Origin of the sequence: Ferdinandcohnia sp. QZ13, assembly GCF_031324165.1 — a bacterium.
GTDB lineage: Bacteria > Bacillota > Bacilli > Bacillales > Bacillaceae_L > Ferdinandcohnia.
Window position 1 is genome coordinate 14,625 of record NZ_JAVIVW010000002.1, and the last position, 13,875, is coordinate 28,499.

The window sequence follows — 13,875 nt, forward strand, 5'->3', positions numbered from 1 at the left end:
TCTAGTATATCGAATCTCTCATTTTATTTCACATAATTGGCTTGCTGAGTTAAGAAACGAGTTCGTTGATCATTTATCTATAAGTTTACATTCAACTATTAAAAGAAAAAAGACCTCTCACAAGTTGATTAACTTATGAGAAGCCAATATAACTTTATAAAATTATCTACCTTTTTCCTTTGTCATAAATTTCACCTAATGCTCTAGGAGCACGATTGGATTTAGAGAAAAAGATTAGCAACAATAACGTTAATACATACGGTAAAATCATGAATAAATCCGTGAAACTACTTGGTAATGCCATTGACTGCGCAATAAACGATCCCCCAGATTTTGCAAAACCAAATAAAAGACAAGCAGCTAAAGTAGGCAAAATCCGCCAGTTCCCAAAGATTAATGCAGCAATGGCTAAGAATCCATATCCCATATAAATATTTGAGGAAAAGTTAGCTGAAATGGAATAGGCAAAACACATGCCCCCTAGGCCAGACAATAGCCCAGATATGAGAACCGCAGAAAACCGAACTTTTGCTACATCTACACCTGCTGCATCGACCGAATGAGGATTTTCTCCGCTCGCTCTTAGACGCATACCAAATTTTGTTTTATATAAAAGATACCAAGCAAAAATGGCAATCACGATGATAATTACTTCGAACGGATACACATTCGTAAAGACCGCACCAAGCACTGGTATATTAGCCAATCCTTCGATCGTAAAACGTTCTGATACACCTAATCGAAACTTGTCCGAAGCAGAACCAAATACGAGTGCATTTATTTGGGTTGTTAAGAAAGTCGTTAAAGCTAACGCTAAAATATTAATCACAACACCACTAATGACTTGGTCAGCCTTAAACTTAATACTTAGGACCGCGTGAATAATAGAAAATGCCATTCCGCCTATCATTGAAAATAGCAACGCCACGTAAAATAGATTTTGAATATCTGTACCAGAAGCATTTGCGATTAAAACAGCTGATAGCGCCCCGATGAATGCCCCGAACCCTTGAAAACCTTCAAGTGCTAGATTAGTGATACCACTCTTTTCACTATATATACCGCCTATTGCTATGATAAAAAGAGGTAGAGCAAAGGATAATCCATCAATAATTATTGTATCCATTATGATTCAATCTCCTTTCGTTCCACTTCTTTTTCCTTCAAACGGCTTACTTTATATTTCATGTATGCACCACATGCACTAAACAATAGGATTAACCCGATGATAACAGAAGAAATTTCTTGTCTGATACCCGCCTGTGAGCTCATATACGTGCTTCCCTGATCAATGATAGATACTAAAAATGAAGAAAAGATAATACCAATTGGATGAGAGTTTCCTAATAGTGATACAGCAATGGAATCAAAACCGATACTTGATAATACTTTTGGCTGGATGGAAGCAAAATAACCTAAATAATACGTGACACCTGCTAGACCAGCCAAACCTCCCGAAATCATCATAGCTAAGACTGTATTTCTTCCAACATTAATGCCTGCATATTTTGCAGCATTTCGGTTAGACCCTACTGCTTTAATTTCAAAACCGACCACTGTCTTATCCAAGAAAAACTTTATAAAAATAGCGATAATAATGGCTAACAGAAAGCCTAGTGGAATATCCATTTTTAAGTTAGCTATATCAACATTAACTAATGTCAGTCTTGCTTCATCTGAAATATATTTGGATTGTCTTGAAATAGGATCGACATAATACATTTGAATAAAAAAGCTTATGACATACTGAGCAATATAATTTAACATAATCGTAGTTACAACTTCATTTATATTAAACCTATATTTTAGCCACCCTACTAATCCTCCCATTAATCCTCCAGCAACAATCCCGATTACTAACACAAGCGGCTTTGCAATGATTGCATCTAAACCACTGTAACCAACGATAATTGTCGCTAGAAAACCAGAGACAAGCATTTGACCGGAAACCCCAATATTAAATAGCCCCGCTCTAAAAGCAACTGCAACCGCTAAGCTGGCAAACACAAGTGGCGTCATCGCGTTTAGCAAACTTAAAAAATCAGTTAACATGCTCTTATAGCCTGCATAGGAAGGCTTTGGCATGATTCCTGCCCCTTGAAGTAGGTTGTAAAATGCCTGTAATGGATTTTTACCAATTAACAGGATAACAATCGCCGCAGCAATGAAGCTTATTAGTATGGAGACTAAAGGAATTGAGATAGGTTGCCATTTCTCATTACTTATAGGTCGTAAAAGACGATAACTTAAGTTGTTTTTCTTTTTATCTTTACTCATGCTTTGCCCCCATCATATATTCGCCGACTTCATTAGTCGTTAATGATTCACTACTAGCAATCTTTTGAAGTTGGCCATTATATATAACTCCTATGGTATCCGCTACATTCATAATTTCATCTAACTCTAATGAAACAAGTAAGATCGCTTTTCCTTGATCGCGTTGTTGAATGATCATTTTATGGATGTTCTCAATCGCTCCAATATCTACTCCTCGAGTTGGCTGAACGAAAATCATGAGTGGCGATTGTAATTCGATTTCACGAGCAATAATTGCTTTTTGCTGATTACCACCACTCATCGAACGAACTTGCGTCTTATTACCTTGACCACTTCGAATATCAAATTTATCAATCAACTGACTACCAAATTGCTCAAATTCCTCTGTTTTCAAGATTCCTTTACTAGCAAAAGGCTCCCTATAGTACTGCTTTAATGCTAGATTGGTTGATAATTCAAAGTCCAACACGAGTCCAAAGCTTTGTCTATCTTCAGGTATATAAGAGATTCCAGCTTCTGTTCTATTTCTTATCGTTTCGTTTGTAATGTCCTTACCTTCGAGGAATATTTTCCCGTTGCTAACCTTTGTTAATCCAGCAATGGCGTCCGCGATTTCAACCTGTCCATTATCTGCGACACCGGCAATAGCAAAGATTTCGCCACCGTGTATGGTAAAGGAAACATCTTTCACGACTTCAAATCCATCTCCATTTTTAATGGTTAGATGCTCGACCTTTAATACTTCTTCTTTAAACTGAGCAGGTGCTTTGTCAGATTCAAAGCTTACCTCTCTACCGACCATTAATTGAGCCATAAGATTAACCGATGTTGTCTTTACATCCAACACATCAATTAACTTTCCTTTGTTCAATACCGCACATCGATCGGCCACTTTTTTAATTTCATCTAATTTATGAGTGATTAAGATAATCGTTTTTCCAGCATTTCGAAGACCTTCGATAATACCGAGTAGGAATTCAATTTCTTGTGGCGTTAAGACTGCAGTTGGTTCATCAAAAATAAGGATTTCCGCTTCACGATAAAGGACCTTTAGAATTTCAACCCGTTGCTGCATGGAGACAGTAAGATCGGCAATCTTTTTCGTCGGATCCACTTCTAAACCAAAGTTTTTAGACAGTTCTTCAATTTTACGATTGGCATTTCGAATATCTACGTATGGAAAGAGCCCTGCAAATTTTTTAATTGGCTCAACCCCAAGGATAATATTCTCGGTAATCGTATAATCAGAGACCAACTTAAAATGCTGATGGACCATACCGATGTTAAGCTTTGCCGCATGGTTAGGTGAGCTAATTTGCACTTTTTCTCCACGAATAAAGATTTCTCCCTCATCAGGCTCGTACATACCACCTAAAATACTCATCAATGTTGATTTACCTGCACCATTTTCTCCAAGTAAAGCAAAAATTTCTCCTTTTTTAATACCAATGGATACATCATCATTCGCTACTATTCCAGGAAATCGTTTGGTTATATGTTTCATTTCTACAATATAATCAGACATCGTTCTTCTCCTTTATCACAACAATAGGAAATAAAAGAAGTTCATCATTGCCTATGATGAGGAAATGATAAACTTCTCATGATTCACTTCGTTATTGTGCTTTTTTTAATCTTATAGCCCTGGAAACTCTTCTGGAGTATGATCATTGAAATTAGATGCAGGTACGATTGTACCTTCTTTTACCAATTCGTAAGCTTCATTCATTTTGCTTAGTGTATCCTCTGATAATTGGTGACGGCCTTCTTCTTTAATAAAACCAGTCGATTCTGTATCTGCATAAAGAACGGCATTTCCACCTTTAAAAGTTCCATCTTCAACAGTATTTAATGTTTTTTCAATATTCATAGCCATGAATTTTACAGCAGATGTTAATACGATGTTTTCAGAACCATTTACACCATCATCAAATTGGTCAACATCCACACCAATTACTTTTACATCGCCTGCAGCTTCCTTAACTGCTGTGAATACACCATTACCTGTACCACCTGCAGCAACAAAGATGATATCTACACCTTGTTTAATTAACGCATTTCCGATCACTTTACCAGTTGCTTCATCTGCAAAAGATCCTGCATAGTTACCACCCACATCGGCACCTGTTACATCCGTTCCTGCATAGCCTGAAAGTTCAACCATTTCAACATTTTTTCCATAAACCTTATTCACATAATTTACACCTGATTCAAAGCCAAATTGATAATTTACATTTGACGGATATGCTATACCATTTACAACCGCTACTTTATTTGTTTTTGTTTCAAGTGCTGCAGCCATTCCTGCAAAAAAGCCACTTTCTTGTTCAGCGAAGTTCATTGCATAGATATTATCGAAGTCTGTTTGGTCACCTACAGGTGTCGGCTCAGAGTCATTTAAAATAAAAATTTTATCAGGGTTTTCAACAGCAATACTTGAAACACCAGCAAATTGAAACCCAGGTGTTACAATCACATCATAATCTGCCACAATATCAGCAACAGCTTGTACAGCCGCAGCTGGGTCACCAGTTTCTTCTTTAACAGCTTTTACCGTTGCTGTTGGATGTTTATCAATAAAACTTAAAATTCCGTTATAGTTATCTTCATTAAAACTACCATCATCCACGCCTGAAGGGCTTGTTACAATGGCAATTTTCAATCCTTCTTCACTATTTTCAGACTTAGCCCCATTTTCATTAGCTGAGTCACTTCCGCATGCTGCCATAACCGCAGTCATTAAAGCAATAAATAATATCATTACGATTTTCTTTGTATTTTTCATCGAAATGATCCTCCTCTGTAAGTCATGTTGTATGATTTCTGTAAAAATTAAAAAGCACCGAGATATACCGGTGCTTGACTTGTAGGAAGGTAAATAACAGAAATAAAGCATTCGCTTATTTCCATTTATATATACGCAACCTCGTAGTCAAGCTATTTATGGTAGCTTGGTAGAAACTTTCGGGCCATATCCCCAATATTATACGAGAATAATATTTAATTTTTACTCACTCATAGTAACATCGATAATTATACCTGTCAACAAAAAGCGGATATTTTCCCCAAATTAATAATTAACGTTCGGAATTGAGAGGGTTTTCATCGAATAACAACGATAATAACTTGGAAAATAAAGGCGAAATTCTTGTGTAACACTAGTGTTCGTCAAAGGAGCGAATGCCGTGTTGCTATCAGAATGAAATGTTTCAATCCTGTAATAAATATAAAAAAAGACCGCGTACTGTTTATTTTTCATGAGATTAACTTTATAATGCACACTAGGTAATTTTTTCGGAAAAAATTATACTTCTAGCTTAAGGAAGGAGATCGATTATGAAAAAAATGATGTTTACATTAGTAACCGGTCTAATGGCCGTTGTTTTAGCAGCGTGCGGAGGAAATGATGAAAGTAAAGAAACGAATGCAAAAACAGCGGAAACCGTTCAGCAGGAGGAACAACAAAAGCAAATAGAAGAAATGCAAAAGAAATTAGAAGCACAGCAAATAGATGAAAAGAAAACAGTTGCCATCGTGAATGATCAAAAAATCTTAGGAAGTGACTATAATAGCGCATTAGCATCTGTTCAAGGATTCATGCAGCAAATGGGACAAGATCCAACTTCTAAGGAAGCTGCAGAACAAGCTAAAAACCAAACAATTGACAGCTTAATCGGACAAACTCTTCTTCTTCAGGAAGCTGATAAAAAAAACTATAAAGTTACAGAGGAAGAAATTAATAAGCAGCTAGAAGAAATAAAAAAACAGTTTAAAACAGAAGAAGAATTCGAAGCCGCTCTTAAAAAGTCCGGCATGGATATGAAAACATTTGAAACTCAAATAGCTGACGGTATTAAACTTAAACAGTACGTGGAAAAAGAAGTGCCAGCTGGTGAAATAACCGATGAAGAAATTCAAAAAATGTATGATCAATTTGCAGAACAAGGAAAGAGTACTGGACAAGAAGTTCCAAAACTCGAAGACGTAAAACCACAAATCGAACAATCTCTTCAACAACAAAAACAGCAAGAAAAACTCGCTCAACAGGTTGAAGAGTTAAAGAAAAACGCAAAGATTGATATTAAGATTTAAGGCGTTACACACAAAAACAAACAGCTCAAGGGGTTACTGACAAATGCCCCTTGGCAATAAAAAAGAAGATGACTCTCTACAAAATGTAAGATTCATCTTCTTTTTGCATTAAAAACGCATTCTGAATACTTTATTGGTAAGTGGATATAGAAATTTAACCCCTTTTTTCGTTAGCATATCCCCTACAATATGTGAAAGATAAGCTATCGTGGAAATAAGAGCCAAACTGTCCACCCCAGTGCTAACTTGTAACAGATAGGACATATACCACCAATAGGCCAGTGCCCAAATCGTATGCGTTAGTCCTCGGTGTGGAAACCAACCTGCGCCCCCTAAGTATAAGGCAAACATAACCAACCACCACAACTCATTTGTAAATGCATAGTATAGAAGAAATAAACTTAAGAGGCTCATTAGAATGTTTTTTAACGTTTCCTGACTCTTCAGCGAAAGACCTATAATGACTGCTCCCCATCCAAAGAGTAGAAGTTTATTTTGCTCTGTAAACCATTTTTCATCTAGAAAAGACAAGTCATTTACTTCTAACAAGTATGTAACCAATGCCAGGACCATTAATGCCACACCGACAAATGCCCCGACTTTTTTAATTAGTTTAGCTGTCTTTGTTACTCGTTTGTTTAATAGATTATTTCCGTCTAAATCAGGAGCAAGCGAAGCCAATCCTGATGCAACTAAAATGACAGGTATTGTTTCAAGTGATTGGCTAACAGACGCCACCGCTCCTATACCCAACCCTATTGTTAAATGAGTTCGACCTTTCATGCTGCCACCTCTTTGTTGTTTTGTCTATTTTTCTATCAGAAGTTATCCAAAAATCAAATTATAACACAAAAAAACCTTCCCTACTTTTATGGTTATTAAGTTTGTTGGCACCTCATTCGGAAAATCAAGCTAAAATCCGGAGATATATAGAAGACAAGACAATTGACGCCACTTACACCAGAGCTTTTCATGATATGGATTCTTATTACGTGATCTCTGATACTAGGGCCGTCACAAAGTCTTTATCCTTACATAAGATGGCTTATAAGTAGAACAGAATGGGAGGAAAAAAATGTGCCTTCAGTCATCAATTTAGGAATATTCAATGTCAATTCTCCCCAGCCAAGCTCAGTCGTGCAAGTTGGTGAATTAGTTGTTAATGGTATGGATGCCAACAGAAAACAAAATCTAAACCTTGCTGGTATGTATGGTATTGGCAATGCCAACATTGGAAATCTTAATAGTATTGCAGATAGCTTTGAAGGAATGGACGGAGTAATCTTTGATCAGGATATTAAACCTAATTTTGGAGGAAATGTCTAAGCTGTTTAACATATAGATTTATTGATCGAATCTAAAAAACAACAAACCCTTTTATTAACCAAGGGTTTGTTGTTTTTTTGTATGGTTATGAGGGGTTTGGTTTCCCTCATGTTCCTGTTGTTTTTTTGGTGCCGGACTTTGCTCGTATTTTGATAGCGATGCTTTCATATGAGCCAGGTTATTTTTATCGCCATGAATATTTCCAAGTCCCTGGTTATGCTGTTTACTATTTTGAAAGTCTTCAATAAAATTGTTACCGATGCTGAAGCACGAAGCACTTTCAATTACCCCAATTTTAATCGTTCCAATCTTGAAGGTTGGAGATAAAATAGCTGATTCCATTACTTTATTCCTCCTCCCATTCTACATTATCCTTAACCCATTCATTGTTTATCACTGTATTTTCCTTTCCGGATAAGTCTCCAACGATTTCAGTAATCACTTTATTTGAACGAAATTTTTTATGTGTATTCTCTTCACCTATAAAAAAACCTGAAGAATCACCGAGACTTGTTATTGTAATGTCCCCCATCTGTAATTTGAGCATTTTATCCGTTTCTCCTTTTACTTAATTGTTATTTGATATTTATTGCAATGTAGCCATTGGAATCGTTATAGGGGCTATTGCCCACTTTTCTTATGTAAGATATTCAAATTTCTAGTGGAATGTCACTCACTTTTTCTTCGAACCATATCAACATTGTAATTCCTTAAACATACAGTACAATAAACGAATTAGAAAATTGCTTAAACGTGGTGAACCTTAGATGATAAACTCCAAACATTTTAACTTTACCGGAGATATACATGTGCAAACGATGCAAAGGCAGTCAGGTATATTTATTGGAGAACGGAACTCAGCCATCGGCTGGAGTGCCCATGGAAAAGAGAATCGGGTAATTGGAAATATTAGTGGTCAGTCTAATCTGCTCCTTCACAATACGTTAATTTTAAATGACCCTGATTTTGTAGATACCCCCATTGATGACCGTGACATAAATTTGCACGTAGAACAGCCAAATGATAATCACATAACAAATCTTACCCTAAAAAGTGTAAACGTTAATGCAATGACGAATAATAACTCCTTGAGCATTGGGAAGGGATATGTAAATGGAATAGATGCTAACAACAAATATAATTATTCGATAGGTAATCTATATGGGCATGAAAATCAGATAAGACATAATGTAAATTACGTAGATGACCAGGATGGAGTGGATGGAATTATCGATGACAGAGACATTAAAATTACAAACATTGAACATGACGAACCTATGTGACGATTATTGAAGTTTGCAAATCTTTCTTCTAAAGATCGTTTCGGAAGCGATAACCTTTAGATGTTTTCACAATTTCTTCTTTGGGAGCGGATGTTTCTGATAAGGATTCTTTTTTCATCAAATTACTATTCACTTTTAGATTTAGAGATTCTGACAAATCCCCCTTACTCATAATATTGTTTCCAATCATCAACTTTCCGCTTAACTCGTCAATATCAAGATTATCTAACTGAAAGGTAAGGTTTTCCAAATGGTCAATTTGAACATGATCGATCTGAATTGATTTTGCTTCACTTCCCTTTTCTTTCTGTTCTTTCTGTTCTAATAACTCAATAATTCGATCTAATTTTGTTAATAACAGAGGGTTTATTTGTTTTTCTTTTTGTTTTTTTATAAAAGAAAAGTATTTAAACATAAATCCCCCCCCCTATACCTAAATGGATTTGACGATAATGACATCTATAACTTGCCTTAAGCAATGTTATTATATTTATACAAACTTTATGCGAATACATTTGCAGTTAGTATATAAATCCAAGGGATAAGTTCCAATTATCTTTTATAATTGGAAAAAGAGCCATTCATCAACTCAGTGAATTGATGAATGGCCTTCTTAATTAAGAGTGATTTTACTGAAGCCTTATGACCAATAAACTACGGTTTGATGAAAGTCGCTCTACTCTTGATACTTCAGGAGTTTAGAGTTTCTATTACATCATACTGCTCGTAAAGTGAGAGTGTGTAATATCTTTAACGATGTGTGTTAAAAGTACGAATATCTAGATTTCCAAATATTATGGTATTTCAAAAACTTATTTCAAACCTGTAATCCTAATTACAAGGACAAACCAGAGTGGCAACAATACTTATAATCGATATTAGGTAAATTTTTTATGGCAATTTATACATTAATCATTCCACATTACACTCCATCATTTGAACAGTGTCAGAATCACTCGCTCTTTAATAATTATTCTTCTTCTCGTAACAGAAGGGCTTCCTTCGCCATAACCGCGAGTTCAATTGTTTCAAGGGTTTTGCAATAATTATTTAAAATCTCTCCATTGAAACTGACTTCTTTATGAATATAATCCAGAACATGCAAATCCTCAAACCAATCTTCGCTCTTCTCATCTTCATGAGGGGTATTCGGCCAGGCGTATTTTAAAGGCGGGCTGTACAGCCGCTCGGCACCTTTTCTCAACACGCATTTCTTGACCCGGGGCTTATAAAGGGATCGGGGAAAAGTTTCATTTACATCATTAAACAAATTAGGCCAATAATCTTTCCGCGAGCCCGTGTGAGGGTGTTCATGCACCCATTTCAAGACCCCCGCTAGAATCTTTTCACGCTGAAAAAGAAGGGAATACAATTTTTTTCCGAATAAAATTCTTTCGTGGAGCGAAGTGAAATACCGTGAGGTGGCGCCGACAAGTGACGTTTTCTCCCTTTTTTCCCCTGCACTGTATGGAAAAAGAATGTTATTGAGTCGCAAAAAATCATACATTTTAAAGCTGACCGTACCTGTTACGGTTTTTTTGAAATGATTATTTTGAATCAATCTTTTTTCCAAATAGCTTTGTTCATTTATCACCATCGCAATCGCCAATGTAGAGGTATCCCCACTTTGCCAAAAATATCGCCACATCGTTTCCATGAAGGTCGAAATGTGAAAAAAAGGTAAAAGATGGAACATTTCTTTGTTAACCCTCGCACTAAGGTCATAAACTAAAAATTGAGGAAACGCATCTTGAAAAATCAACCAACTGCCACGTTCCAAAAAGGAAAAAAAAGCTTTCTGATCTCTTTCAGGTAAAAGTTTTGTCAGCAATTGCCCTTTTAAATCAGTCATGTTCCATCCGACGTTTCGCGATACCATATGTCCGAGTAGGGCCCAATGTATTTCAGGGTGCTGAAGGTAAAACTGAAAATATGCCTGCGTCCGTGTTACATTGTTTTGGTTAAGTTGTTTCGTCTGTTCTTTTATAAGGTGAATATATTGTTTATCATTTTCTGATAAACTGGGCAGAAGGCCGGAAGATTTCTTTTTCGTCTTTTTTTTTAATTCTTTTTTTACATCTAAGAATGAGTTCAGCAACAACGGCATCATCCTTTATCAAAGTTCATTGAATGTATCGGTCATCCCATCAAAGGAATGCATATTCATATTGCTCACGGAATATGAATACAAAGATAAATATTTGGGAGAGGATGGGTAATATGAGGCATCGGGTACCTAATGAAATTAACAGAATCGCCAATCAGTTAGTCCAGGACCAATCAGAGGATGGTGCCTGGCGTTATCCTTTCGAGACCGGAACCGCAACAGACTGCAGTATGATTATCTTATTACGAACATTGGAGATAAATGATGAGGAGTTCATAAAAGAATTAGTGAAACGTATCGCCGGAAAACAGCAGGAAGATGGATCTTGGAAGCTGTTTCATGATGAGGAAAAAGGAAATCTGACATCCACCGTGGAAGCTTATTATGCTCTTCTTTATTCTGGTTACCGGGATCTAAAAGACCAGGAAATCCAGGCTGCAAGTAGGTTTATTATGGCCAACGGAGGAGCCACGGAGGTCCATATGTTTTTGAAAATCATGTTGGCCATAACAGGACAATGTGAGTGGCCGCATTTCCCCATTAATATTGAAGTGATGCTTTTACCAGACTCCTTCCCAATCAATCTCTTTGACCTCTCCGTGTACGGAAGAGCGAACATTATCCCTTTTTTGATTCTCGCCAATACGAATTTTCGTAAGAGAACGCCTCGATCGCCCAATCTCTCCGATTTGTTTCACAAAAAAGATGTTCGCTTTTTTACAGAGGATCAAGCTGAAGAGGCCCGCCCGGTGATTAAATTGATTAAACACGGGGTTAAAGGTCTGAAATCCCATGTAAATCTTCGCGAATTGGCATTATATCGTGCCGAAAAATATATGCTGGACCGAATCGAACCGGACGGCACCTATTTAAATTATTTCAGCTCGACTTCTCTAATGATTTTTGCCTTACTGGCGAGAGGGTATCCGAATACACATCCGGTGATTACTCGTGCAGTGCAAGGTTTAAAAGCGATGACCTGCCGAATTGACGGAGAACTTCACTGCCAGTACACGACGGCTTCTGTCTGGAATACGACTTTAATTAATTATGCTCTCCAAGAATCCGGAGTTCCCTATTCATCCACCACGATTCAAAAGGCAAATCATTACATTCTCTCCCGTCAGCATCTCAAATTCGGGGATTGGGTCATTCATGAACCAAACCTGTTACCGGGTGGTTGGGGGTTCGCGGACATGAACACGATCCACCCTGATATTGACGTCACAACAGCAGCACTGAGGGCGATACGTAATTTGGCCAAAGAGCAAGTGGATTGCCGGCAGGCATGGGATCGTGGAATAAACTGGCTCATTTCCATGCAAAACAAGGACGGAGGTTGGGCGGCATTCGAAAAGAATGTGGACAAGAAAGTGTTAAAATTGTTACCAATAGAGGGTGGAAAAGATTTGTTGATTGATCCATCGACTGTTGATTTAACGGGAAGGACTTTAGAGTTCTTCGGAAACAATACCCATTTGGATCTTCACCATCCCATGGTGAAACGTGGGATTCGTTGGCTGTTGCGGCATCAAAATTCCGATGGTTCCTGGGTGGGGCGATGGGGCGTGTATATTTATGGCACATGGGCGGCCGTAACGGGAATGGTTGCAGTTGGGGTTTCCCCGAATCATCCAGCTATTCAAAAGGCTCTAAATTGGTTACGGAAAATTCAGAATCCCGACGGGGGTTGGGGAGAATCCTGTAAAAGTGATATTAAAAATTGTTATGTGCCGTTGGGGGAAAGTACCCGCACTCATACTGCTTGGGCCCTTGACACGCTCATCTCGACCGCAACTGGAGTTACGCCTGAAATTGAAAATGGTGTAGCGTTTCTAGTGGATAAGAAAGAAAAAGATTGGACGACGACCTACCCAAAAGGAAGAGGTATGGCAGGGTCCTTTTATCTCAATTATCATTGTTATGAATATGTTTTTCCATTGATTGCCCTTGCCCATTATCAAAAATTAGCTGGTGGGCAGCTCCTAACGGGGTTGTCACACGAAAATTCCAATTAAGGATTTGCCTATTCATAAAATCAATTGAGTGACCTTTGGCATACTTTTATAACCTTTCCCATAAAATGAACAAACCACAAAAGACGGCAGTCTGAGAAATACAAAATCTTACCAATTAAAAGGAGGCAGACAAAAGATGCTAGGGGCTCTCCATCAATTTTTGGATCTTAAAACATTAATTTGGTTGTTTCCCATTATTTTTATTTTCCATGACTTAGAAGAGATTATAACCATTGAATCTTCCATGGCTGCAAACAAAGACAACTATCCGAAAACTAACTTCGTCGAACTAACATTCAGAATGAGGAAGAAACTAGGTTCGACTGCTGCCCAGCTTGCTGTTTCGGCTACATGGATTTTACTGATTATTTCATTCACTGCGGTGATGACCGCTCATTTTTCATCTACCAGAGGGGATTTTCTTTTATTTATAGCCATTCTTAATTTATTTGTTTTGCAGGCATTCATGCATATTGTTCAAACCATCATGTTCAGGGCTTACACGCCTGGCATCATTACTTCACTGTTCCTCCTTACACCTTACTGCTTCGTTACATATTATTTTTTAGTCGAATATGGACAGATGGACTGGCATTTGTTATTCACAAGTCTCCCGGTTAGTCTGATCTTGATCCTGGTTTTTCTGGTTGGCAATCTTTTAGGCCGTTATTTTATTCGATAACTGGCCCCAGACTCTTTTATAAAGTCTCTTGACCTTTTCATAATGCTTGTGAAAGGATGATTTTTCGGAAAGTATTGACTCAAGGACTGA

Annotated in this window: 14 protein-coding genes and 1 riboswitch; of the genes, 5 read left to right on the forward strand and 9 right to left on the reverse strand. The window is 37.4% G+C overall.

Annotation, left to right across the window (positions count from 1 at the left end; all coding sequences use genetic code 11):
- Positions 1-166 precede the first annotated feature (166 nt).
- The 4 genes from RGU12_RS11665 to RGU12_RS11680 form a co-directional block, all read right to left on the reverse strand.
- On the reverse strand, positions 167-1,126 hold the full coding sequence (locus RGU12_RS11665) for an ABC transporter permease (protein WP_116354351.1): 960 nt from the start codon (positions 1,124-1,126) through the stop codon (positions 167-169).
- Positions 1,126-2,277 carry an ABC transporter permease gene (locus RGU12_RS11670; protein WP_309536321.1) on the reverse strand — a complete coding sequence of 384 codons (1,152 nt, stop codon included), beginning with the start codon at positions 2,275-2,277 and terminating at the stop codon, positions 1,126-1,128. Before RGU12_RS11670 ends, RGU12_RS11665 begins: the two co-directional genes overlap by 1 nt.
- Complete coding sequence (locus RGU12_RS11675) at positions 2,270-3,802, reverse strand: ABC transporter ATP-binding protein (protein ID WP_309536322.1); 1,533 nt, start codon at positions 3,800-3,802, stop codon at positions 2,270-2,272. The genes RGU12_RS11670 and RGU12_RS11675 overlap by 8 nt, the downstream gene beginning before the upstream one ends.
- 111 nt (positions 3,803-3,913) lie before the next feature.
- On the reverse strand, positions 3,914-5,062 hold the full coding sequence (locus tag RGU12_RS11680) for a BMP family lipoprotein (protein ID WP_309536323.1): 1,149 nt from the start codon (positions 5,060-5,062) through the stop codon (positions 3,914-3,916).
- Between the two features lie 124 nt (positions 5,063-5,186).
- Positions 5,187-5,288, reverse strand: a riboswitch (purine riboswitch).
- Between the two features lie 325 nt (positions 5,289-5,613).
- On the opposite strand from RGU12_RS11680, the gene RGU12_RS11685 reads away from it, so the two are divergent.
- A complete protein-coding gene (locus tag RGU12_RS11685; protein ID WP_309536324.1) occupies positions 5,614-6,369 on the forward strand; it encodes a SurA N-terminal domain-containing protein in 756 nt (251 codons plus the stop codon).
- A 108-nt stretch (positions 6,370-6,477) separates the two neighbouring features.
- Here RGU12_RS11685 and RGU12_RS11690 read toward each other — a convergent pair whose 3' ends face one another.
- Entirely contained in the window at positions 6,478-7,152 is a 675-nt protein-coding gene (locus tag RGU12_RS11690) for a metal-dependent hydrolase (RefSeq protein ID WP_309536325.1), read from the reverse strand.
- Between the two features lie 294 nt (positions 7,153-7,446).
- Here RGU12_RS11690 and RGU12_RS11695 point away from each other — a divergent pair, with 294 nt between their 5' ends.
- A complete protein-coding gene (locus RGU12_RS11695; protein WP_309536326.1) occupies positions 7,447-7,695 on the forward strand; it encodes a hypothetical protein in 249 nt (82 codons plus the stop codon).
- Between the two features lie 54 nt (positions 7,696-7,749).
- Here the strand turns inward: RGU12_RS11695 and RGU12_RS11700 are convergent, their stop codons facing one another.
- Both RGU12_RS11700 and RGU12_RS11705 read right to left on the reverse strand, forming a co-directional pair.
- Positions 7,750-8,037 (reverse strand): hypothetical protein, encoded by a 288-nt coding sequence (locus tag RGU12_RS11700; protein WP_309536327.1) that lies wholly within the window; start codon positions 8,035-8,037, stop codon positions 7,750-7,752.
- A 4-nt stretch (positions 8,038-8,041) separates the two neighbouring features.
- Positions 8,042-8,242 (reverse strand): hypothetical protein, encoded by a 201-nt coding sequence (locus RGU12_RS11705; RefSeq protein WP_309536328.1) that lies wholly within the window; start codon positions 8,240-8,242, stop codon positions 8,042-8,044.
- A 220-nt stretch (positions 8,243-8,462) separates the two neighbouring features.
- On the opposite strand from RGU12_RS11705, the gene RGU12_RS11710 reads away from it, so the two are divergent.
- Positions 8,463-8,978 (forward strand): hypothetical protein, encoded by a 516-nt coding sequence (locus RGU12_RS11710; protein WP_309536329.1) that lies wholly within the window; start codon positions 8,463-8,465, stop codon positions 8,976-8,978.
- 28 nt (positions 8,979-9,006) lie between these two features.
- On the opposite strand, the gene RGU12_RS11715 is transcribed toward RGU12_RS11710, so the two are convergent.
- Together RGU12_RS11715 and RGU12_RS11720 are read right to left on the reverse strand one after the other, a co-directional pair.
- Positions 9,007-9,393 carry a hypothetical protein gene (locus RGU12_RS11715; RefSeq protein WP_309536330.1) on the reverse strand — a complete coding sequence of 129 codons (387 nt, stop codon included), beginning with the start codon at positions 9,391-9,393 and terminating at the stop codon, positions 9,007-9,009.
- 555 nt (positions 9,394-9,948) lie between these two features.
- Positions 9,949-11,085, reverse strand: coding sequence for a DUF2515 family protein (locus tag RGU12_RS11720; RefSeq protein WP_309536331.1), 1,137 nt, complete (start codon positions 11,083-11,085; stop codon positions 9,949-9,951).
- Between the two features lie 113 nt (positions 11,086-11,198).
- On the opposite strand from RGU12_RS11720, the gene shc reads away from it, so the two are divergent.
- Together shc and RGU12_RS11730 are read left to right on the forward strand one after the other, a co-directional pair.
- Positions 11,199-13,103: a squalene--hopene cyclase gene (gene shc, locus RGU12_RS11725; protein WP_309536332.1), complete on the forward strand. Its 1,905-nt coding sequence runs from the start codon at positions 11,199-11,201 to the stop codon at positions 13,101-13,103.
- Between the two features lie 136 nt (positions 13,104-13,239).
- The gene (locus tag RGU12_RS11730) at positions 13,240-13,785 is read left to right on the forward strand and encodes an HXXEE domain-containing protein (protein WP_309536333.1); all 546 of its coding nucleotides are present in this window, start codon (positions 13,240-13,242) and stop codon (positions 13,783-13,785) included.
- Positions 13,786-13,875: the final 90 nt, after the last annotated feature.